This is a genomic window from Campylobacter coli, assembly GCA_039516895.1.
Taxonomy (GTDB): domain Bacteria; phylum Campylobacterota; class Campylobacteria; order Campylobacterales; family Campylobacteraceae; genus Campylobacter_D; species Campylobacter_D coli_B.
Genome location: CP154437.1, coordinates 764,764 through 786,006 on the forward strand (window position 1 = coordinate 764,764; position 21,243 = coordinate 786,006).

A 21,243-nucleotide genomic window follows, 5' to 3' on the forward strand; every position below is an offset into this window, starting at 1 on the left:
ATAATCAGTCTTTTAGTTTATCTTCTCTCTTTCATAAATTTTTCTTAATCTAGTATCAAGTTTAAAGCAGAATTTAAAAAGTGCGGGTACTACAAGTAAGGTAAGTAAAGTAGAGCTTATAAGTCCAAAAATAACAGCTATAGCCATAGGTGAATTTGCCTCATATCCTGCCCCTCTTGAAAGGGCTAGAGGTAGCATAGCAAAAATCATAGCAAATGTAGTCATCAAGATAGCTCTTAAGCGCGATTTTCCAGCTATTAAAAGAGCCTCGTCAGGATCTAAGCCTTCGTGGCATTTTTTATTGGCAACATCTACAAGTAAGATGGCGTTTTTACCTACCATTCCAAAAAGCAAGATAATGGCGATTAGAACAAAAAGTGAAAAATTATGTCCGCTTATAAAAAGCCCTATGGAAGTACCGCCAAAAGCCAAAGGCATGGTTATCATGATGATAAGAGGTAAAATAAAGCTTTCATACAGTGCAGCTAAAACAAGATAAATTAAAACAAAAGCCAAAATAACAGCTACTATAAAGCCCTGTACGGTTTCGTCTAAAAGATTGATAAAGCCGGAAAAAGTATAATTTAGGTTTGTATTTTCGCCTAAAATAGTATCTATATTGTCAAGCAAGAGTGTTTGAACAGCTCCTAAAGAAAGATCATTTACCCCTGCAGTGATTTTAACCGATCGATTTTTATTGTAGCGATTGATAGTTTTTAAATCCTCACTATAAGTAAAATCGATCACGCTTGCAAGATCTAAATTTAAACCCTTATTATTTTTAATACTGATACGCTTTAAAGCTTCTATATCTTTTTTAAATTGTGGAGCAAAACTTAAAATAATATCATCTTTTGAATTCCCTCTATCCATACTTCCTATGCTAAGTTGTGCAAAAGAATATCCTAAAATTCCAGCTATGTATTCAGGATCTACATCTAAGAGCTTTGCTTTTTCTCTATTGATATGTAGAGCCACTTCGGATTTTATCATATCAGCATTATCATTAATATCTACAATACGTGTATTGCTTGCAAGAATTTCTTTAGCGCGCGAGGCTGCTTCTTTTAAGCTTTTTAAATCCTCTCCTAAAACCAAGAATTGCACAGGATCATCAATACCCGCACCTTCTATTTTAGGCAGTTCTAGAATTTTGATTTTTAAATCCTCATCTTGGAATTTTTGCCGATATAAATTGACAATGGCATTTTGTCTTAGTTTTCTTTCTTCTAAGCCTTTTAACTTGATATAAATTTTAGCCTTTGTGCTATCTTTAGCATCATCATAAGCTAAAAGCAAAAAAGCATAAGCTATATTTTCTTCCATTTGAATTTTTTCAAGCAAATGAAGACTTTTTTCTTTCATGGCCTCTAAACTTAAATCTTTTTTACTTTCAAGTAAAACTTGAATTTCGCTATCATCTTCCATAGGTAAAAAATCAAGCCCTATACGCGTAGCCAAAGCAAAAGAAAGAGCTACAAAAATAAGAGTAGCTAGGATAAATTTGGCCTTGTTTTTCAAAATTTTATAAAGTAAATTTTCGTATTTTTGTTCCATTTTTTCAAAAAATGCTTCTGTTTTTTCATAAAATTTACTTTCTTTTGGATTTAAAAATCTAGCACTTAAACTTGGGATTAAAAATACTGAAACTAAAAAACTTATAACTATACCGCTTGCAACACTTATGCCCAAAGCATTAAAAAATAAACCCGGAATAGAATTCATATAAGAAATAGGTATAAAAACGCAAAGTAAAACTATACTGATACTTAAAACACTAAAGCCTATTTCGCTAATGCCTAAAAAAGCAGCTTGCAAAGGTGGATAAGTCTTTAATTTTTTAGCGATATTTTCGATTACAACTATGGCATCATCGATAAAAATTCCTATGCTTAAAGTAAGAGCGATAAAGGTTAAGCGGTTTAGATCATAGCCTAAAAGATCAATGATAAAAAAGGTTGAGATGATAGAAGTAGGTATAGCTATGCAAGCAATTAAAGTGGCACTTAAATTTCTTAAAAATAAAAATACAATTACAAGAGTAAGGAAAATTCCCAAAACCATATCAAAAATAACTTGAGAAAGGTGTTTGTGGATATTTAGGCTTTTATCATAAAGCACTTCTATACTTATATCATTAGAAATTTGTTTTTCTAAATTCGGCAAGGCGTTTTTGACATTTTGAATCATTTTAAGAGTATTAAAATTTGTGATTTTTCCTAACTCTAAAAGCACACCTTCTTGGTTTTTATAAATCGCACTTTGTTTTTCATCTTCATAGAGATTTGAGATATTGGCTATATCGCTTAAAAAAACTCCTGTTTTAATACGGAGATTTGCAAGTTCTTCTAAATTTGTAGCTTCAAAATAGCCTTTGATGATATAGTTATTTTGGTTATTGTTAAGCTCTCCTAAAGCTTGTTTAAAATTTTGATTTTTGATAATATTGGCAATTTCTAAGGCGTTAAGATTGTATTTTTCAAGTTCATTTGGTTTTAATTCTATACGAATTTGAGGCTCTAAAAAACCCTTAGCTTCGATTTTTCCTACCCCATCAATCCTTTGTAAAAAAGGCTTGATTTTATCATTGATTTCGCGCATAAGATTTAATTTATCTTTAGAATATACAAAAAGAGAAATAGCAGAACCTGAATCAGAGCTGATTTTCTCGATTTCAGGTTTGGTGGGTAGGCTTAGGGTGCCGATTTTATCACGCACATCATTAGCAGCCACTTCAAGATCTTTTCCTAGTTTAAACTCTACAACGCTTACGCTAAAATTATCATATGTCGCTGAGGTGATAGTTTTTACTCCATCAATTTCACTTAGGGTATTTTCTATCTCTTTGGTTATTTTAGATTCTACAAATTTTAAATCCCCATTAACTTTACTTGTGATTTTTATAAGCGGTATGGAAACATTAGGAAATAAATTTACACTCATACTTAAAGCAGAAATCATCCCAAAAAGCATCAAAGCTAAAAAGAACATTAGCATTGTAACAGGTCGATTTATAGCTAGTTTAAACATTTTTTAATCTCTAGTGATGATTCTACCTTCGCCAAATAGCCCAGGTGTTAAATTTTGTGTCTCTACTTCAGCATAAATTTTTCTTGTTTTAACTTCAATACTTGGATAAATAAGAGTGATTTTTCCTTTGTATTCTGTATTGCTTTGATCGATTTTGTATAAAAATTCATCACCTATTTTAACTCGATCTTTATATCTCTCATCAAAGCTTAAAACAAGCTTGCTTTGTGGGTATGAAAAAATTTCGATTAAGGGTTGGGCTACTCCGCCCACTCCTTCTCCAATTTGTATAAATTTATTTGAAACTATGGCATCATAGGGTGCGCGTAATTCTTTTTTTGCTAAGATATTTTTATAATATTCTACATTGATCTTTGCTTTGGTTAAATTAAGATTTGCTGCTTCAAATTTAGCTTTCATATCCTCATAGCTTTGTTTGTCTATCACATTTTCTACTGCATTAAATTTTTTCATCTTACTTTGAGTATTTTCAAATTCTATAAGAGCAAGTTTATAAGAATTTTGTGCATTTTGCAATGAAATTTTTTCACTTGTTTGCTCGAGGGAAAGCAAAAGCTCTCCTTTTTTAACCCTTTGTCCGATCTTTACAGGAATTTGTTCTACTAAACCCATACTTTCAAGGGCTAGTTTGCTTTGCTTGGCAGCTTCTACATTAAAACTTGCGTAAATTTCCTCACTAAAAGCTAAATTAAAAATAAATATTAAAAATACAATCACTTTCATTCTCTAACCTTTGAGTTAAGATCTATACCGGCATTAAAATAATAATTTGCCTTAGTAATTTCAAATTCATTATGGGCCAATTCCAAATCACTTTGCGCTTTAAATTTGGCTTCTAAGGCTTGTAAATATTCTACATAAGAAACAAGTCCTGCTTGGTATTTTTTATCCACGCTCTCAAAAGCTAAATTTGCGGCATTTAGACTCAAATTTAAAGTATAAATTTGTTGCTTTAAGACTTTTAAGCTTTGATCAATATAATTTAATTCTTCTTTGTTTTTACGCTCACTAAGTCTTGCATTGGCATTAGCGATTTGAACATTTAAGCGTTCTTTTTCTACTTCTTTGGCTCTTGCATTAAAGTCAAAAATTTTCCACTCTACGCCTAAGATAAATTGATTATTTTGAGAATATTTTTGTAAAAATCGATCAGCTACATTTTGATAATATACTGGAATTTCTGGACTGTAATTATTTTTATAAAAGCCAAAATTATCTTGGATATAAAATTTAGGAAAATATTCAGCTTTAGCTAAATTTACGCTTTCTTTGGCTAGATTGATTTGCTCTTTTGCTATTAACACTTCATAACTTTGACTTTTTTCTTGATCGGGGTTTTCTAAAAAAGCATTACCACTAGGAGTAAAATTTGTATTGCTAAGAATTCTAATTTCTTTTTGTATACTAGTGAGTTTTAATTCATTTTGGCTTAATTCTAACAAACTTAAATGATATTTAGCTTTAATGCTTTCAAGTTCATCTTTAGGGCTTAGTCCTGCATCATGAAATTTTTGTAATCTTTCAAAAGTAGATCTTAAAAATTCAACCTTTTGTTTATTGGCTAGTAAAATTTTTTCAAGACTTAGGGTATTAAAATAAAGTGTTATAGCACTTAGAGCAAGATAATTTTTACTTTGTTCTTTATCTAAAAGACTTAGTTTTTCTTTGCTTTCTAAGGCTCTTAAATTCGCTTCTCTAGCACCTCCATCATAAAGCAAAAGATTAAGAGAAAGCTTGGCAAATAAACTTTCTTTAGGATTGATGATAAAATAATCTTTATTGTTTGCTATATAGGCTGAGTTTAGACTAAGGCTAGGTAAATAATTTCTAAAAGTTTGACTTCTTGATAAACTTGCTTGCTCGCTTTGCATTTGTTTAATGAGATATTGTTCATTGGTTTGACTTAGTGCTATAAATTCGCGCAGATTTGAAGCAGACAATGATAAGGGTAAAAAAACCAAAATTATAGCTTTGTGGATAAGAGTTAAATATTTTTTAAACATTTAATATTTTAATATGCTTTATATAAATTTCAATTGAAGTTTTTTCAAAATAAAAATTTATTTGTTTTAAACAGAAAATTTGCTAAAATCCTTATCAAAAATTTAAAAAAACATTTAGGATGATTATTTTGTCGGTAAAAAATATTAGAAATTTTTCCATTATAGCACATATTGATCATGGAAAATCAACGCTTGCAGATAGGATTATAAGTGAATGTGGAGCTATTAGCGATAGGCAAATGAGCTCACAAGTTATGGATACTATGGATATAGAAAAAGAACGCGGTATCACTATAAAAGCACAATCTGTGAGATTAAATTATAAATTTAATAATGAAAATTTTATTTTAAATCTTATAGACACTCCAGGCCATGTGGATTTTTCTTACGAAGTCAGTCGTTCTTTGGCAAGTTGTGAAGGAGCTTTGCTAGTAGTAGATGCAAGCCAAGGGGTTGAAGCTCAAACCATAGCTAATGTTTATATAGCTCTTGAAAACAATCTTGAAATTATTCCAGTGATTAATAAAATCGATTTGCCTAATGCAGATGTTGAAAAAGTAAAACACGAAATCGAGCATATTATAGGAATTGACTGCAAGGAAGCAATTTGCGTGAGCGCTAAAACAGGTGTGGGCATTAAAGAACTTATAGAGACTATTATCACTAAAATTCCGGCGCCCAAAACAGATGATGAAGCACCTACTAAAGCTTTGATTTATGATTCATGGTTTGACAATTATCTAGGAGCTTTGGCTTTGGTTAGAATTTATGAAGGAAGCATTACTAAAAATGATGAAGTTTTGGTAATGAGTACAGAAAAAAAACATATAGTTCAAGATCTTTTTTATCCTCATCCTTTAAGCCCTATTAAAACCCAATCTTTACAATCAGGTGAAGTAGGTGTTGTAGTGCTTGGGCTTAAAACCGTAGGCGATGTGCAAGTAGGTGATACTATAACCTTAGTAAAAAATAAAGCCAAAGAAGCCATAGGGGGATTTGAAAAGGCTAAGGCTTTTGTATTTGCGGGACTTTATCCTATAGAAACAGATAAATTTGAAGATTTAAGAGATGCTTTGGATAAATTAAAACTCAATGATAGCTCCATCACTTATGAGCCCGAAACTTCTTTGGCTTTAGGTTTTGGTTTTAGGGTAGGATTTTTAGGGCTTTTACACATGGAAGTGATTAAAGAAAGACTTGAAAGAGAATTTAATCTTGATTTAATCGCCACAGCACCAACTGTAACTTATGAGATTTATCAAACTGATGGAGAGCTTATAAAAATTCAAAATCCAAGCGAATTACCTCCGGTTAATAAGATTGATCATATCAAAGAACCTTATGTAAAAGCTACTATAATCACTCCTAGTGAATTTTTAGGAAATTTAATCACTCTTTTAAATCGAAAAAGGGGAGTGCAGGTTAAGATGGATTATATCACTCCTGAGCGCGTTTTATTAGAATATGATGTACCTTTAAATGAGATTGTGATGGATTTTTATGATAAATTAAAGTCTTTGACAAAAGGATATGCGAGCTTTGATTATGAGCCTATTGAATTTCGTGTAGGGGATTTGGTAAAACTTGATATTAAAGTAGCGGGTGAAAATGTCGATGCTTTAAGTATTATCGTGCCAAATGAAAAAGCACAAAGCAAGGGAAGAGAATTGGTGAGTGCTATGAAGGAAATAGTTCCTAGACAGCTTTTTGAAGTGGCTATTCAAGCAAGCATAGGCAATAAAATCATCGCAAGAGAAACGGTTAAGTCTATGGGTAAAAATGTAACCGCAAAATGCTATGGTGGGGATATTACTAGAAAAAGAAAGCTTTTGGAAAAACAAAAAGAGGGTAAAAAAAGAATGAAGGCTATAGGTAAGGTAAATTTGCCTCAAGAGGCATTTTTAAGTGTGCTTAAGATTGATTAATCAAATTTGAAATATCTCTTGAAATTTACTTATATTTTTAATACAATTTTGAAAAATATTTTTCAAAATATTTTTTAAGGAGAAAAGATGAATAAGAAAATTTTATTTTTTATAGCATTGGCTTTATTTTTAAATGCTTGTGCGAGCAAACAAAATACTTTTACTCAAGTAAATCAACTCTCTAAAGCTTCTGAGTGTGTTCCTTGCGAGAGTTCTAGTGGTTTTGAAGCAAAAATTAAAGGCCTTTTATATGTTAGCGATATTGGGATACAATGTTGTGCAAATAAAAGAACTTTAGATACAGGCGTAGCTTTAAAAAAAGTTTATTTGCATAGATTTTATGATTTAAAAGAAGAACAAAAAGTACTTAATGCCAATGGACAAAAATTATTTGTAAATCTTGATTTTAATGCTGTTTTCTATGTTTATTTAAAACAAGAGCTTGAAGCAAGAGGTATTATCGTCCTTGATGATAATAAAGCCAATTCTCCCTATGTAACTAAAATTGATCTTGCTTTTATTGGCTATAGTGCAAAACAAGATAGTTTGGGGCTGCATTCAAGACTTGTTGGAGTATTAAGCTTAAATGATATCAATAGAAATAAAAAATTCACCTTGCGTACTAAACAAGATGTTCAAGGTTTTGAAAATTTAAAAGATATCAGTTTTTACACACATTTACTTATTAAACAGATGGCAAATAAAGCAGCGAGTATAATCTCAGAGCTTTGAAATGTTTAAATTGCGGAGTTTTTACTCTGCTTTGTTTTTGTCATCATTGCGCTGAAGAATTATCGGAATTTTCTTTAGGCGTAAGAGAACTTGAAAAAGATTTTAAAGTTTACTCTTTTTATAAATATCACGAGATTAAACATCTTTTGCACGCTAAACATAAATTTTATGGTTATTTTGTATTTCATTTCTTGGCAAAATTAAGTTTTTTTAAATTTAAAAATTTTTTTTCTGTAAATGAGCAAATTAATGTTATTCCTTTAGATGATAGAGTTGAAAATTTGCTTTATTCTCATTCGGCCATCTTAGCAAAATATTTAAAGACAGAATCTATTAAGCCTGTATTTGGTGCCTTACATGCACAAAATCATCTAAAATATTCTGGAAAAAGTTTAAAATTTAGACAAGATAATAAAAGAAATTTCAAACTCTTAAAAAAGATTAATAATCCTGTAATTTTAGTAGATGATATCGTATCTTCGGGTTCTAGTTTGCTTGAAGCTAAACAATTTTTAGAAAAAAATAAAATTTCTGTTCTTTTTGCGGTTGTTTTAGCTGATGCAAAAGTTTAATGTGCTATAATAATAGTTTGAAATTGCGAAGGAAAATTGATGGAGAATATTTTTAATAAAGATTCTGATATTGAACTTATAGATATAGAAAATTCTATTAAAAGTAGTTATTTGGATTATTCTATGAGCGTTATTATCGGTCGTGCACTTCCTGATGCTAGAGATGGCTTAAAGCCTGTTCACAGAAGAATACTTTATGCTATGAATGATCTTGGGGTAGGAAGTAGAAGTGCATATAAAAAATCTGCTCGTATAGTAGGGGATGTCATCGGTAAGTATCATCCACATGGCGATACTGCTGTTTATGATGCCTTGGTAAGAATGGCACAAGATTTTTCAATGCGTTATCCAAGTATTGATGGACAAGGAAACTTTGGCTCTATCGATGGTGATGGCGCCGCTGCAATGCGTTATACTGAAGCTAGAATGACAATTTTAGCAGAAGAACTTTTGCGTGATATAGATAAAGATACGGTAGATTTTGTTCCAAACTATGATGATTCTATGAGTGAGCCTGATGTTTTACCTGCTAGGGTGCCAAATTTATTATTAAATGGCTCTAGTGGTATCGCTGTAGGTATGGCGACAAATATTCCTCCACATAGTCTTAATGAGCTCGTAGATGGGCTTTTGTATTTACTTGATCATAAGGATGCGAGTTTAGAAGACTTGATGCAATTTATCAAAGGTCCTGATTTCCCAACTGGTGGGATAATTTATGGCAAAAAGGGTATTATCGAAGCCTATCGCACGGGGCGTGGTAGGGTAAAAATAAGAGCTAAAACTCACATAGAAAAAAAAGCCAATAAAGACATTATCGTTATAGATGAACTTCCATATCAGACCAATAAAGCAAGACTTATAGAACAAATCGCAGAGCTTGTAAAAGAAAAGCAAATCGAAGGAATTTCAGAAGTTAGAGATGAGAGTGATAGAGAAGGAATTCGTGTTGTAATCGAACTCAAGCGTGAGGCAATGAGCGAGATAGTTCTTAATAATCTTTTTAAATCTACCACAATGGAAAGCACTTTTGGCGTGATTATGCTTGCTATTCACAACAAAGAGCCAAAAATCTTTTCTTTAATTGAACTTTTAAATCTTTTCTTAAACCATAGAAAAACAGTGATTATCAGACGAACAATTTTTGAACTTCAAAAAGCAAGGGCAAGAGCTCACATTTTAGAAGGTTTAAAAATAGCTTTAGATAATATTGATGAAGTTATAGCTTTGATTAAAAATAGTCCTGATAATACTACAGCAAGAGATTCTTTGGTGGCTAAATTTGGACTTACCGAGCTTCAAGCTAATGCGATTTTAGATATGAAATTGGGCCGTTTAACAGGACTTGAAAGAGAAAAAATTGAAAATGAACTTGCAGAGCTTATGAAAGAAATTGCAAGACTTGATGAGATTTTAAAAAGCGAAACTTTGCTAGAAAATCTTATCCGAGATGAATTAAAAGAGATAAAAAACAAATTTGATGTACCGCGTATTACGCAAATAGAAGATGATTATGATGATATTGATATTGAAGATTTAATCCCTAATGAAAATATGGTCGTAACCATTACTCATCGTGGATATATCAAAAGAGTACCAAGTAAACAATACGAAAAACAAAAACGCGGTGGAAAAGGTAAGCTTGCTGTAACAACTTATGATGATGATTTTATCGAAAGCTTCTTTACTGCCAATACCCATGATACATTAATGTTTGTTACTGATAGAGGACAGCTTTATTGGTTAAAGGTTTATAAAATACCTGAAGGCTCAAGAACAGCTAAAGGAAAAGCGGTTGTTAATTTGATTAATTTACAAGCTGATGAAAAGATTATGGCTATTATTCCGACTACTGATTTTGATGAAAATAAATCCCTATGTTTCTTTACTAAAAATGGTATAGTAAAACGCACCAATTTAAGTGAATATCAAAATATCAGAAGTGTGGGTGTAAAAGCGATTAACTTAGATGAAAATGATGAATTAGTTACTGCTATTATCGTTCAAAGAGATGAGAATGAAGAAATAGGACTTTTAGATGATGACAGTCTTAATGATGAAAATATAAACTCTGATGAAAATTTAATTGAATCCATTAAGGGCAAAATGCTTTTTGCAGTGACTAAAAAAGGTATGTGTATTAAATTTCCTCTTGCAAAGGTGCGTGAAATTGGTCGCGTAAGTCGTGGGGTAACAGCTATTAAGTTTAAAGAGAAAAATGACGAATTAGTAGGTGCTGTTGTTATAGAAAGCGACGAGCAAGAGATTTTAAGTATTAGTGCTAAGGGTATAGGAAAGCGAACAAATGCTGGAGAGTATAGACTTCAAAGCAGAGGAGGAAAAGGTGTTATCTGTATGAAGCTAACCGATAAAACTAAAGAGCTTATCAGCGTTGTAATTGTAGATGAAAGTATGGATTTAATGGCACTAACAAGCAGCGGTAAAATGATACGCGTTGATATGCAAAGTATTAGAAAAGCGGGGCGAAATACTAGTGGCGTTATTGTAGTTAATGTAGAAAATGACGAGGTGGTTAGCATCGCTAAATGTCCTAAAGAAGAGCTTGAGGATGAATTAGGTGATGAAAACTTAGATTTAAATTTAGAATAGTTATTTGAGTTGGAACGCTTTTTGCTTTTTTATCAAATAATTACAATATTTTGAAGGTGTAAATATGAAAAAATTTTATTTTATGCTAGTAATAGCAGGAATTTTTGCAGGGTGTACAGCGAGTACAAACAATACTACAGCTAAAAATCCAAACAATGCAAGCACTTCGGCTCAAGCATCAGATATTGTCGTTCAAAAAGTAGATAAGGATGATGTTCGCGATATTATCAGAGAGGAAAAAATGCTAGCTCCTGATGTAAGTGAAAGCGAGCTTAGCTTTAGTGCCGTAGGAGAAGGAATTGCTCCTCTTAATACTGTTTCAAGTGCTCAAGCTCTAGCATTGGCAAAAAGAGCTGCGATTACAGATGCTTATAGACAGCTTGCAAGTAAACTTTATGGTGTTAAAGTTAATGGTAAAGACACTGTAAAAGATGCAATGCTTAGAAGCTCAACTATAACCGCGCAAGTAAATGGTTTAATCAAAAATGCTAGCATAATTGATGAGAATTTTAATCAAGGACTTTACAGAGTTAACGTAGAACTTAAGATTGATGCAGACAAGTGGAAAGAATTGTTTGCTTATTAATATTTTTTAGTTTTAAACTAATTGCCCAAGATGAATTTATATTTTGGGCAGAACTTTCTAATAAAAATTTAATCCTTTTTCATCAAAGTCAAAATTTATCTCCTGCAATGACGCGAAGTAAAGATACTATAAGTGAATTTGCTTGCGAAATTTCTTATACTGAGAATGACTTAAAAAAACTTCCAAGAACAGAATTGGGTATGATAGATGATGATATGCCCAAGGCTATTAAGTTTGATTTTTTAAATGCTCACAAAGATGAATTAGGTGATTGTTTTATGGGTGCTAAAATTTCTGTGAAGGATATAGTTAAGACAGATTTATTGAAGGCGCAGAATGAAACCTATGTTAAAATTTTACCCTTGCGTTTTAGTGTGGAATTTGGAGAAAGAAGTGCTTTGATTTATTATCTTAAAAAAAAGTAAATTTAAGCCGTATTTTGCTATTATTTGCTAAAAAATCGAAGGCTAGTTATGAATTTGGTGATTGTTGAAGATGATATCAATATGCGAAAATCCCTTGAAATAGCTCTTGGGGAATATGAAGAATTTCAAATAAAATCTTACAAATCAGCCACAGAAGCTTTAAAGAAAATTGATTCGGATACGGATTTGATTATTACGGATATTAATATGCCTGGAATCGATGGATTAGAATTTATCAAGGCTTGCGAAAATAAATATGATTTTATCATCATGACAGGAAATGCGACTTTAAATCGTGCCATAGAAGCAGTTCGTTTGGGCGTGAAGGATTTTTTAACTAAACCTTTTGATATAGAAACTTTAGTTGAAGCCATTAAGCGCGCAAAAGTTATTCGAGAAAAAACTGCGGATAAAAAAGTAAAAAAGCAAGAAGAAAACCAAGAAAATGGTTTTTTCTCAAGTTCTGATAAATTAGAACAAGTTTTAAACTTGAGTCAAAAAGCCGCCAAAACAGATGCATCGGTTATGCTTTTTGGCGAGAGTGGTGTAGGCAAGGAAGTTTTCTCACGTTTTATTCACGAAAATTCCAAACGCTCTCAAAAACCTTTTGTAGCTATTAATATGGCTGCTATTCCTTCAAATTTAATTGAAAGTGAGCTTTTTGGATTTGAAAAGGGGGCATTTACTGATGCCAATGCTACCAAAATAGGACTTTTTGAGATGGCAAATAACGGAACTTTATTTTTAGACGAAATAGGTGAAATGCCTTATGAAATTCAGGCAAAACTTTTAAGGGCTTTGCAGGAAAAAGAAATTACAAGACTTGGAAGTACTAAAAGTATTAAGATAGATGTAAGAATTATTAGCGCGACTAATGCAAATTTGCAAGATAAGATTGATAAGGGGGAATTTAGATCGGATTTGTATTATCGCTTAAACACAGTTCCTATTAATATACCTCCTTTAAGAGAAAGAAAAGAAGAAATTTTGGGTATAGCTCAAAAGGTTTTAGAAAATACATGCACAGAATATGAATTTGAAATGAAAAAATTGAGTCAAGAAGCTCAAAAAGCCTTACTAGAATACAACTTCCCAGGCAATATAAGAGAGCTTATTTCTATAGTTCAGCGTGCTTGTATTTTAAGTGAGGGATTGGAAATTTCAGAGCAAGATTTATTTTTAGAAGCCAGAAGTGTAAAAAAAGATGTAAAGAATTTAGAAAAAGAATTATTAGAGCAAATTTTAGAACAATGTGAATTTGATAAAGAAAAAGCAAGCAATGAACTTGGAATGAGTGTAGAAAATTTAAACAATAAAATTAAACAATACAAAATAAAGGAAAAATAATGTCAAAAAAACAAAAAATAGCTATAGTTGGAGCAACAGGTGCGGTTGGAGAAGAGCTTTTAAATGTATTAGATGAGCTTGATTTTCCAGTTGAAAGTATTTTGCCTTTAGCTAGTGCAAAAAGTGCCGGTAATCAAATAGAATTTAGGGGTAAGTCTTATAAGATAAAAGAACTTACTGAGGATGTTTTTAGAGAAAATCCTGTAGACATAGCTTTTTTCAGTGCAGGCGGAAGCATAAGTGAAAAATATGCTAAATTTGCCGTGGAAGCAGGTGCTGTGGTGATTGATAATACAAGCCATTTCAGAATGGAAAAAGATGTGCCTTTAGTTGTTCCAGAATGCAATCCTGAAGATATTAAAGAATGGAAAAAAACAGGTATCATTGCAAATCCAAATTGTTCGACTATACAAATGGTGCATATTTTAAAACCTTTAAATGATGCTTTTGATTTAAAGCGTGTTGATGTAAGCACTTATCAGGCTGCAAGTGGAGCAGGCAAGGAAGGTATGGAAGAATTAGTTCGTGCGATGCAAAGCTTTTTTGCTTTCAAGCTTGACGAATTTGAAGCTCAAACATTTCCTCATACTCTAGCACTTAATTTGATTCCTCAAATTGATGTATTTATGGATAATGGCTATACAAAAGAAGAGCTTAAAATGATCAATGAAACACAAAAAATTCTTCATAAAAATTTAGAAATTTCAGCTACTTGTGTAAGAGTTCCTGTTTTAAGAAGCCATAGTGAGGCAATTACTATGCATTTTGCAAAAGAAGTAGATGTAAATAAAGCAAGAGATATACTTCAAAATGCGCCGAGTGTTATTGTTATGGATGAGCCAAAAGATAAAAAATATCCTATGCCTTTAATGACTAGCGATACGAATGAAACCTATGTAGGTAGAATTCGCTTAGATGTTACACATAAAAACATACTTCATCTTTGGTGTGTAGCAGATCAAATTCGTGTGGGTGCTGCTACAAATGCAGTGCGCATTGCTCAAAAATGGTTAGAACTGGAAAATAAATAAAAGGAGTAAAAGAGTGTTAGAGAAAATTTTTGAATCCTTACTTGTTAAAAGTCGTATTGTTACAATTTTACCCGTAATATTTGGCCTTGTGGGTGCTTTTGTTTTATTTTTTATCGCAAGTTATGATGTTTTAAAAGTCATTCTTTATACTTATCAATATTTTTTCAGCATTTCGGTTAAGATTGATTTGCATGAAGATGTGGTAGCTTTGATTATAGGAGCTGTGGATCTTTATCTTATGGCTTTGGTTTTATTTATTTTTTCGTTTGGTGTTTATGAGCTTTTTATTAGCGAGATAGAAGAATTTAAACAAACAAAACAAAGTAAAGTCTTAGAAGTACATAGTCTAGATCAGCTTAAAGATAAGCTTGCAAAAGTGATTATCATGGTTTTAGTGGTCAATTTTTTTCAAAGAGTGTTGCAAATGAAATTTGCCACTCCTACAGATATGGCTTTTCTTGCTGGATCTATTTTAGCTCTTTGTGTGGGGCTTTATTTCTTGCACAAGGGCGGACATTGAAACTTGATTATCTTTTTTTGATATAATTGAAATTTTGGTTTGTAAGGGTGATATATGAAAAAGCTAGTTTTGATCTTGTTGGCAGTTATTAATGTTTTAACTTTTTCTTATGCGGCTCCCTTGGATGAAGTTTTTAAAGATGTTGAAGTTTCAGGTGTTGTGCGTTATAGATACGAGACGCAAAGAGTTAAGAAAACGGATAATAAAAATAAAAAACACAACGTCACAAACCGCACAGAAATCACTATAAAATAGAGGTAAGATATGTTTCGTTACTTAGCAGTTTTTTCAGTTTTTGTTGTAGCACTTTTTGGTATAAATTTGAAATCTTTTTTCACTTATACTTTCGATGCAAATAAACAATATGATATGGTTCAGGCTAAGGATTTATATTTTAAGAATAAATGCAATACTTGCCATGGAGATAATGCTGAAAAAAGTGTCGTAGGTTCTAGAACATTAAAAGATATGTCTCCTGAGGATATTAAAGCAGCCTTGGTAGGCTATACTCTTGATGGTAGCACTTCTGCAAATGCATCGCAAATGGCTTTTTATGCTAGAAATTTAAGCCATGATGATATGGATAATATCATTGCATATATTAAGGGTGGAAATTTTGCTGTTGATTTGCAAGTAAAAGATTTATTAGAAGAAGAACCAGCACAAAAAACGAAGCATAATACTTTTTTAAAATAAGATATTGAGTTTAATTTAACGAAAGGATGGATAAGATGAAAAAAATTACTTTAGTTTTCAGTGCCTTAGCTTTGGCAAATTGCTTGTATGCAAAAACAATTAATTTAGGAGTAGTGCTGCCATTGACAGGACCAGTAGCTGCTTATGGGCAAGATGTTTTTAACGGTATAGAGCTTGCCAATAAACTAAATGCTAAGTTAGATAATGGCGATGAAGTAAAATTGATCGTTATTGATACTAAAGGTGATAAGCTTGAAACCACAAGTGCGGTTAATCGTCTTATAGCGCAAGATAAGGTTTTAGGGATTATAGGAGAGGCTACTACACCAAATACTATACAAGCTATTTCGATTGCAGAAGATAAAAAAATTCCACTCATTGCTCCAGTAGCTTCGGGAGATAAGCTCTTAGACAATAAAAAATACGCCTCTCGTGTTTGTTTTAGCGATAGCTTTCAAGGTGACAAATTTGCAAATTATGTTACAAAAGAATTAAATTTTAAAAATGCTGTTGTTATTATAGATCAGAGTAATGTTTATTCTTTGGGACTTGCTAAGGCTTTTGAAAAATCTTTAAAAGAAAATGGTGGTAAGGTTATCAAAAAACTTGCAATCAGTTCAGGAGATAAAGATTTTAGAGCAGTGGTTTCACAGCTTAAAAGCTTAAATCCTGATTTTGTTTATATGCCAATTTATCATCCCGAAGCTGCTCTTATTGCTAGACAAGCTAAACAAATTGGTTTTGATAAATTGTTAGCTGCAGGAGATGGAGTTAATAATCAAACTTTTATAGATTTGGGTTCAACTGCTGTAAATGGAGTAATTTTTACAGATAGTTTTGATTCAAGCAACCCTTCTACTGCTCGCGGTAAAACTTTTATCAATGAGTATGAAAAAATAAAAGGCAATAGAAATCTTCCAGCCTTTTCAGCTATGGGCGCAGATGCTTATTATGTAATGCTAAATGCTATGAATGCTTGCCAAAATACACTTACAAGTGAGTGTATTAATGAAAAAATTCACCAAACAAACAATTATGAAGGCGTGGGCGGAATTATCAGTATTGATGCAAGTGGTAATGCGGTTCGTCCTGTTGTTATAAAAGAAATACAGGATGGCAAGCAAGTTTATAAAACTTTAATCAATCCATAAGGAAAAGCAATGAAAAAGAAAATAATCTTAGCAGCGGCTTTGGCTTTAAGTTTACAAGCAAAAGAAGTAAATTTGGGAGTTGTTTTGCCTTTAAGTGGGGCAACAGCAGCTTATGGGCAAAGTGCTTTAGAGGGTATAAAATTAGCCAATGAAATGCAAAGTACTTTAGACAATGGAGATAAAATTAATCTCGTTGTCTTAGATACTAAAGGAGATAAAATTGAATCTGCAAGCGCTGCTACCCGTCTTGTAAATCAAGATAAGGTTCTAGGGCTTATTGGTGAAATGGTTACTGCAAATACTTTACAAGTAATGCGTATAGCTGAAGAAAATAAAGTCCCTCTTATTGCTCCTGCTGCAACAGGAGATAAGCTTTTGGAAAACAAATTGTATTCAAGTAGGGTTTGTTTTATGGATAGTTTTCAAGGCTCATCTTTAGCAAAGTATGCTTTTGAAAAATTAAACCACAAAAAAGCTGTGATTGTAGTAGATCAAAGCACGGATTATTCTTTAGGGCTTGCTAAGGCTTTTGAAAAAGAATTTAAGGCTAAGGGCGGCGAAATTTTAAAAACCCTTAGAGTAAATTCGGGTGATAAAGATTTTAAGGCAATAGCAACTCAAATTAAAATTTTAAATCCTGACTTTATTTTCCTTCCACTTTATTATAGTGAAGCTTCTTTGTTTGTTAGACAAGCAAAGCTTATAGGTTTAAACACCCCAATGGGTTCAGCTGATGGAGTTGCAGATGCCACTTTTGTTAAATTAGCAGGCAATGCAAGTGAAGGATATATTTTTACAGATAGTTTTGATGCAAATAATCCTACAACCCAGCTAAGTAAAGATTTTATAGCTAAATACGCAAAGGAAAATCAAAGTAAAGAGGTTCCAAATTTTACAGCTATGGGCGCGGATGCTTATTTTGTAATGTTTAATGCTATGAATGCTTGCCAAAATACACTTACAAGTGAGTGTATCAATGAAAAAATTCACCAAACAAACAATTATGAAGGAGTTTCTGGGGTTATTAGCATCGATAAAAGTGGAAATGCAACTCGTTCTGTAGTAGTGAAAGAAATTAAAAATCAAAAGCAAACTTATAAAGATACTATAAATCCTTAGGAAAAATATGGACTCTACTTTATTTTTACAGCAACTTGTTAATGGTCTTAGTCTAGGCAGTATGTATGCACTTATTGCCGTGGGCTATACCATGGTGTATGGTGTATTAAGACTGATTAATTTTGCACATGGCGATATTATGATGGTGGGTGCTTATATTGCACTTTTGTTGATAAATTTTTTTTCTCCAATTATCAATCATTTAAATCAAACTTTTTTTGGCAGTGATGAGCTTGGAAAATATCTAGTTGTTATTTTTGTAGCTGCGCTTGTAGCTTCTATGATCTTTTCTTCTATTGTAGGGATCTTGATAGATAAAATTGCTTACAAACCTTTAAGAAAAGCTCCTAGAATTTCATTATTAATAACTGCAATAGGTATTAGCTTTTTTTTACAAAATCTTTTTAATGTGATTTTTACTTCAACCGAACAGCAATTTCCAGCGCCGCCGATATTTGAAACTTTAGTTAGTATAGGAAGTGTCAGTACAACTTTAGGTTCACTGCTTGTGCCTTTGGTAACTTTAATAGTAATGCTTGGAGTCCTTTTTATCCTTTATAAAAGCAAATACGGCATAGCTATCCGTGCTTTGGCTTTTGATATACAAACTGTAAATTTAATGGGAATTAATGCAAATAGAATTATTGCTATTGTTTTTGCTTTAGGATCTGCCTTGGCTGCTCTAGCGGGAATTTTTTGGTCGAGCAATTACTATTCTGTTTATCCTACCATGGGGACTTTGGTTGGACTTAAAGCTTTTGCGGCAGCAGTTTTAGGAGGAATTGGCTCTGTGGTAGGAGCAGTTTTAGGAGGACTTATTATAGGATTGACTGAGGTTATGGCTGTGGCTTTCTTTCCAGAACTTTCCGGCTTTAAAGATGCTTTTGCTTTTATTTTTCTTGTGTTTATCTTGCTTTTTAGACCAACGGGAATTTTGGGCATAAATTTTGAAAAGAGTAGGTTTTAAAAATGGTAAGAATTAAAATTTCGGCTTTAGTTTATATTATTTTGGCTATTGCTTTTATTATGCTTGCTCCACAATTTTTTGATGGCTATGGTATTGGTATATTAAATCAAATTGCTATTTATATCACTTTAGCAGTGAGTTATAATTTAATCAATGGAGTCACAGGTCAGTTTTCTTTGGAGCCAAATGGTTTTATAGCAGTAGGTGCTTATGCTGCAGCTTTGGTGCTTTTAAGCTCAGAGCAAAAATTAGATTTATTTAGCTTAGAAAATCCAAATCCTATCATTTTAGCTTTGCACACCAATTCTTTTGTATTAGCGCTTTTAGTTGCTGGTTTTAGTGCTTGTGTTTTATCTTTAATCCTTGCCTTTGCCGTTTTTCGTGTGCGAGGAGACTATTTAGCTATTGTAACTTTAGGTTTTGGTATCATCATTCAAAAACTAGCGATTAATTTTCCAAGTTGGACAAACGGATCTATGGGTTTAAATGGCATTCCCTTGCTTTCAAATCTTTATTGGACAGGTGGAGTGGCAATCATATCTGTTGTTTTGATTTTAAATTTGGTTTATTCTAAATTTGGTAGAGCAATGAAGGCAGTTAGAGATGATGAAGATGCTGCAAGTGCTATGGGAGTAAATACTTTTTGGACTAAAACTCTTGCTTTTGGAACTTCTGCTTTTTTAGAGGGTGTAGGTGGAGGACTTTTGGTTTGTCTCCTTGCTTCTGTTTCTCCAGAACAATTTGGTTTTGAATTTACCTTTATGTTGCTTATAATTATAGTTTTGGGTGGCTTAGGTTCTACCACAGGAGCTATTTTGGGAGCTATTTTGATTATAGGCGGAAGAGAGTGGTTAAGATTTTTAGATGAAATGCAGATTAAAATCGATTTCTTAGGTATCGATATGGGCTCTATGCCAGGGCTTAGAATGGTAGTTTTTTCTTTAATTCTTATTTTAGTAATGCTTTTTGCAAGACGAGGGGTTTTTGGTGATAAAGAGCTTAATTCCTTTTTTAAAAGACCTTCTAAAAAAGGATGCAAAAAATGATTTTAGAGCTTAAGAATATCACTAAGAATTTTGGAGAAGTTAGAGCTATTAATGAAACTTCTTTTCATATTAAAGAGGGTGAGATTTTTGCTTTAATTGGTCCTAATGGTGCGGGTAAAACAACGCTTTTTAATATCATTACAGGCAATTATAAACCAACAAGTGGAGAGGTATTTTTTCAAGATAAGAAAATCAATGATTTAAAACCTCACAAAATTGTACATTTAGGCATAGCAAGAACCTTTCAAAATATTAGATTATTTTCGAGTATGAGTGTACTTGAGAATGTAATGATAGGTTTTGATAAGCAAATGAAATATAGTGTCTTAGAAGCTTTTTTGCATTTAGGACGTTTTCATAGAGTTGAGCAAGAATTTAAAAATAAAGCCTATAAGCTTTTAGAAGAACTAGGTATTAGTGAATTTGCAGATGAGAAAGCTACAAGTTTGAGTTATGGTCAGCAAAGAAAGGTTGAAATTGCAAGAGCTATGGCTACAAATCCAAAACTTCTTTTACTTGATGAACCTGCTGCAGGTATGAATTCTAGCGAAAGCGATGAATTAGCAGAGCTTATTTTAAAGCTTAGAAAAGACTATAAAATCAGTGTTTTGCTTATAGAGCATGATATGAAATTTGTTAATAGGCTTTGTGATAAAGTTTTGGTGCTTGATTATGGTAAGACTATTTTTGAAGGAAAAATAAGTGATGCTGTAAATCATAAAGAGGTAATTGCTGCTTATTTGGGAGATTTTGATGCTAGTAGTTAAAAATTTGCATGTTTATTATGGCTTGATTGAAGCAGTTAAGGGTATAGATTTTAAAGTAGAAACGGGTCATATAGTTTCTCTTATTGGCTCAAATGGAGCAGGAAAGACTTCTACTCTCAATGCGCTTTTAAACGCAGTAAAACGCACCGGAGAAGTAAATTTTTTAGGTTATGACACAAAAAGGCATCTAACTCATACTTTAGTGCAAAAAGGTATAGCTTTGGTGCCTGAAGGAAGACGCGTTTTTATTAATCTTAGTGTTGAAGAAAATTTAAAAATAGGCGCTTACAATAATAGTGAAAATTATGAGCATTTAAGAGAACAAATGTATAAGTTATTTCCAAGACTTGCAAATAAAAAACATGCTATGGCGGGGAATTTAAGCGGTGGAGAAGCTCAAATGCTTGCTATTTCAAGAGCTTTGATGAGTGAACCTAAGCTTTTAATGCTTGATGAGCCTTCGTTAGGACTTGCTCCTAAGATAGTTGGAGAGGTTTTTGATATCATAGTGCGTTTAAAAGAAGAGGGTATTACTATACTTTTAGTAGAACAAAACGCTTACTCTGCGTTAAAGATAAGTGATTATGCTTATGTTTTAGAAAATGGACTTATTGCAATGCAAGGTGAGGCTAAAAAACTCATAGGCGATGACAATATTAGGAAAAAATATTTAGGATTATAGTATAGAGGTTGGG

Annotated in this window: 20 protein-coding genes; 17 read left to right on the forward strand and 3 right to left on the reverse strand. The window is 32.2% G+C overall.

Annotated elements, in window-relative coordinates; all coding sequences use genetic code 11:
- Window positions 1–12: 12 nt before the first annotated feature.
- The 3 genes from AAID94_03785 to cmeD are packed head-to-tail and all read right to left on the reverse strand — an operon-like array spanning window position 13 to window position 5,054.
- Entirely contained in the window at window positions 13–3,030 is a 3,018-nt protein-coding gene (locus tag AAID94_03785) for an efflux RND transporter permease subunit (GenBank protein ID XAK24646.1), read from the reverse strand.
- Window positions 3,031–3,033: 3 nt separating this feature from the next.
- The gene (locus tag AAID94_03790; GenBank protein ID XAK24647.1) at window positions 3,034–3,774 is read right to left on the reverse strand and encodes an efflux RND transporter periplasmic adaptor subunit; all 741 of its coding nucleotides are present in this window, start codon (window positions 3,772–3,774) and stop codon (window positions 3,034–3,036) included.
- Window positions 3,771–5,054 (reverse strand): multidrug efflux RND transporter outer membrane subunit CmeD, encoded by a 1,284-nt coding sequence (gene cmeD / locus AAID94_03795; protein ID XAK24648.1) that lies wholly within the window; start codon window positions 5,052–5,054, stop codon window positions 3,771–3,773. The genes AAID94_03790 and cmeD overlap by 4 nt, the downstream gene beginning before the upstream one ends.
- A 128-nt stretch (window positions 5,055–5,182) precedes the next feature.
- Between cmeD and lepA the strand changes: the two genes are divergently transcribed.
- The 17 genes from lepA to AAID94_03880 all read left to right on the forward strand — a co-directional run bounded on the left by lepA (window position 5,183) and on the right by AAID94_03880 (window position 21,230).
- The gene (gene lepA / locus AAID94_03800; protein XAK24775.1) at window positions 5,183–6,979 is read left to right on the forward strand and encodes a translation elongation factor 4; all 1,797 of its coding nucleotides are present in this window, start codon (window positions 5,183–5,185) and stop codon (window positions 6,977–6,979) included.
- Between the two features lie 87 nt (window positions 6,980–7,066).
- Entirely contained in the window at window positions 7,067–7,711 is a 645-nt protein-coding gene (mapA, locus tag AAID94_03805) for an outer membrane lipoprotein MapA (protein XAK24649.1), read from the forward strand.
- Complete coding sequence (locus AAID94_03810; GenBank protein XAK24650.1) at window positions 7,708–8,283, forward strand: phosphoribosyltransferase family protein; 576 nt, start codon at window positions 7,708–7,710, stop codon at window positions 8,281–8,283. The genes mapA and AAID94_03810 overlap by 4 nt, the downstream gene beginning before the upstream one ends.
- Before the next feature lie 39 nt (window positions 8,284–8,322).
- On the forward strand, window positions 8,323–10,893 hold the full coding sequence (gene gyrA / locus AAID94_03815; GenBank protein XAK24651.1) for a DNA gyrase subunit A: 2,571 nt from the start codon (window positions 8,323–8,325) through the stop codon (window positions 10,891–10,893).
- Between the two features lie 64 nt (window positions 10,894–10,957).
- Window positions 10,958–11,479: a flagellar assembly lipoprotein FlgP gene (gene flgP / locus AAID94_03820; GenBank protein ID XAK24652.1), complete on the forward strand. Its 522-nt coding sequence runs from the start codon at window positions 10,958–10,960 to the stop codon at window positions 11,477–11,479.
- Window positions 11,455–11,904, forward strand: coding sequence for a hypothetical protein (locus tag AAID94_03825; GenBank protein ID XAK24653.1), 450 nt, complete (start codon window positions 11,455–11,457; stop codon window positions 11,902–11,904). Before flgP ends, AAID94_03825 begins: the two co-directional genes overlap by 25 nt.
- A 48-nt stretch (window positions 11,905–11,952) precedes the next feature.
- Window positions 11,953–13,251: a sigma-54 dependent transcriptional regulator gene (locus AAID94_03830; protein XAK24654.1), complete on the forward strand. Its 1,299-nt coding sequence runs from the start codon at window positions 11,953–11,955 to the stop codon at window positions 13,249–13,251.
- On the forward strand, window positions 13,251–14,282 hold the full coding sequence (locus AAID94_03835; protein ID XAK24655.1) for an aspartate-semialdehyde dehydrogenase: 1,032 nt from the start codon (window positions 13,251–13,253) through the stop codon (window positions 14,280–14,282). Before AAID94_03830 ends, AAID94_03835 begins: the two co-directional genes overlap by 1 nt.
- A gap of 13 nt (window positions 14,283–14,295) precedes the next feature.
- Window positions 14,296–14,802 (forward strand): YqhA family protein, encoded by a 507-nt coding sequence (locus AAID94_03840; GenBank protein ID XAK24656.1) that lies wholly within the window; start codon window positions 14,296–14,298, stop codon window positions 14,800–14,802.
- Between the two features lie 54 nt (window positions 14,803–14,856).
- The gene (locus AAID94_03845; protein XAK24657.1) at window positions 14,857–15,057 is read left to right on the forward strand and encodes a mini-MOMP protein; all 201 of its coding nucleotides are present in this window, start codon (window positions 14,857–14,859) and stop codon (window positions 15,055–15,057) included.
- A gap of 9 nt (window positions 15,058–15,066) precedes the next feature.
- Window positions 15,067–15,498 carry a c-type cytochrome gene (locus tag AAID94_03850; GenBank protein ID XAK24658.1) on the forward strand — a complete coding sequence of 144 codons (432 nt, stop codon included), beginning with the start codon at window positions 15,067–15,069 and terminating at the stop codon, window positions 15,496–15,498.
- Window positions 15,499–15,533: 35 nt separating this feature from the next.
- Window positions 15,534–16,649, forward strand: coding sequence for an ABC transporter substrate-binding protein (locus AAID94_03855; protein XAK24659.1), 1,116 nt, complete (start codon window positions 15,534–15,536; stop codon window positions 16,647–16,649).
- A gap of 9 nt (window positions 16,650–16,658) precedes the next feature.
- Window positions 16,659–17,768 carry an ABC transporter substrate-binding protein gene (locus AAID94_03860; GenBank protein ID XAK24660.1) on the forward strand — a complete coding sequence of 370 codons (1,110 nt, stop codon included), beginning with the start codon at window positions 16,659–16,661 and terminating at the stop codon, window positions 17,766–17,768.
- Window positions 17,769–17,775: 7 nt separating this feature from the next.
- Window positions 17,776–18,735, forward strand: coding sequence for a branched-chain amino acid ABC transporter permease (locus tag AAID94_03865; protein ID XAK24661.1), 960 nt, complete (start codon window positions 17,776–17,778; stop codon window positions 18,733–18,735).
- A 2-nt stretch (window positions 18,736–18,737) separates the two neighbouring features.
- Complete coding sequence (locus AAID94_03870; protein XAK24662.1) at window positions 18,738–19,781, forward strand: branched-chain amino acid ABC transporter permease; 1,044 nt, start codon at window positions 18,738–18,740, stop codon at window positions 19,779–19,781.
- A complete protein-coding gene (locus tag AAID94_03875) occupies window positions 19,778–20,548 on the forward strand; it encodes an ABC transporter ATP-binding protein (GenBank protein XAK24663.1) in 771 nt (256 codons plus the stop codon). The genes AAID94_03870 and AAID94_03875 overlap by 4 nt, the downstream gene beginning before the upstream one ends.
- Window positions 20,535–21,230, forward strand: a complete 696-nt coding sequence (locus AAID94_03880) for an ABC transporter ATP-binding protein (protein ID XAK24664.1) — start codon at window positions 20,535–20,537, stop codon at window positions 21,228–21,230. Before AAID94_03875 ends, AAID94_03880 begins: the two co-directional genes overlap by 14 nt.
- Window positions 21,231–21,243 lie beyond the last annotated feature (13 nt).

Bases quoted from the DNA above. Each gene is read 5' to 3' on its own strand.
- AAID94_03785 (XAK24646.1), bottom strand. From the start codon at position 3,030: ATGTTTAAACTAGCTATAAATCGACCTGTTACAATGCTAATGTTCTTT.
- AAID94_03790 (XAK24647.1), bottom strand. From the start codon at position 3,774: ATGAAAGTGATTGTATTTTTAATATTTATTTTTAATTTAGCTTTTAGT.
- cmeD (XAK24648.1), bottom strand. From the start codon at position 5,054: ATGTTTAAAAAATATTTAACTCTTATCCACAAAGCTATAATTTTGGTT.
- mapA (XAK24649.1), top strand. From the start codon at position 7,067: ATGAATAAGAAAATTTTATTTTTTATAGCATTGGCTTTATTTTTAAAT.
- gyrA (XAK24651.1), top strand. From the start codon at position 8,323: ATGGAGAATATTTTTAATAAAGATTCTGATATTGAACTTATAGATATA.
- flgP (XAK24652.1), top strand. From the start codon at position 10,958: ATGAAAAAATTTTATTTTATGCTAGTAATAGCAGGAATTTTTGCAGGG.
- AAID94_03830 (XAK24654.1), top strand. From the start codon at position 11,953: ATGAATTTGGTGATTGTTGAAGATGATATCAATATGCGAAAATCCCTT.
- AAID94_03835 (XAK24655.1), top strand. From the start codon at position 13,251: ATGTCAAAAAAACAAAAAATAGCTATAGTTGGAGCAACAGGTGCGGTT.
- AAID94_03845 (XAK24657.1), top strand. From the start codon at position 14,857: ATGAAAAAGCTAGTTTTGATCTTGTTGGCAGTTATTAATGTTTTAACT.
- AAID94_03850 (XAK24658.1), top strand. From the start codon at position 15,067: ATGTTTCGTTACTTAGCAGTTTTTTCAGTTTTTGTTGTAGCACTTTTT.
- AAID94_03855 (XAK24659.1), top strand. From the start codon at position 15,534: ATGAAAAAAATTACTTTAGTTTTCAGTGCCTTAGCTTTGGCAAATTGC.
- AAID94_03860 (XAK24660.1), top strand. From the start codon at position 16,659: ATGAAAAAGAAAATAATCTTAGCAGCGGCTTTGGCTTTAAGTTTACAA.
- AAID94_03865 (XAK24661.1), top strand. From the start codon at position 17,776: ATGGACTCTACTTTATTTTTACAGCAACTTGTTAATGGTCTTAGTCTA.
- AAID94_03870 (XAK24662.1), top strand. From the start codon at position 18,738: ATGGTAAGAATTAAAATTTCGGCTTTAGTTTATATTATTTTGGCTATT.
- AAID94_03875 (XAK24663.1), top strand. From the start codon at position 19,778: ATGATTTTAGAGCTTAAGAATATCACTAAGAATTTTGGAGAAGTTAGA.
- AAID94_03880 (XAK24664.1), top strand. From the start codon at position 20,535: ATGCTAGTAGTTAAAAATTTGCATGTTTATTATGGCTTGATTGAAGCA.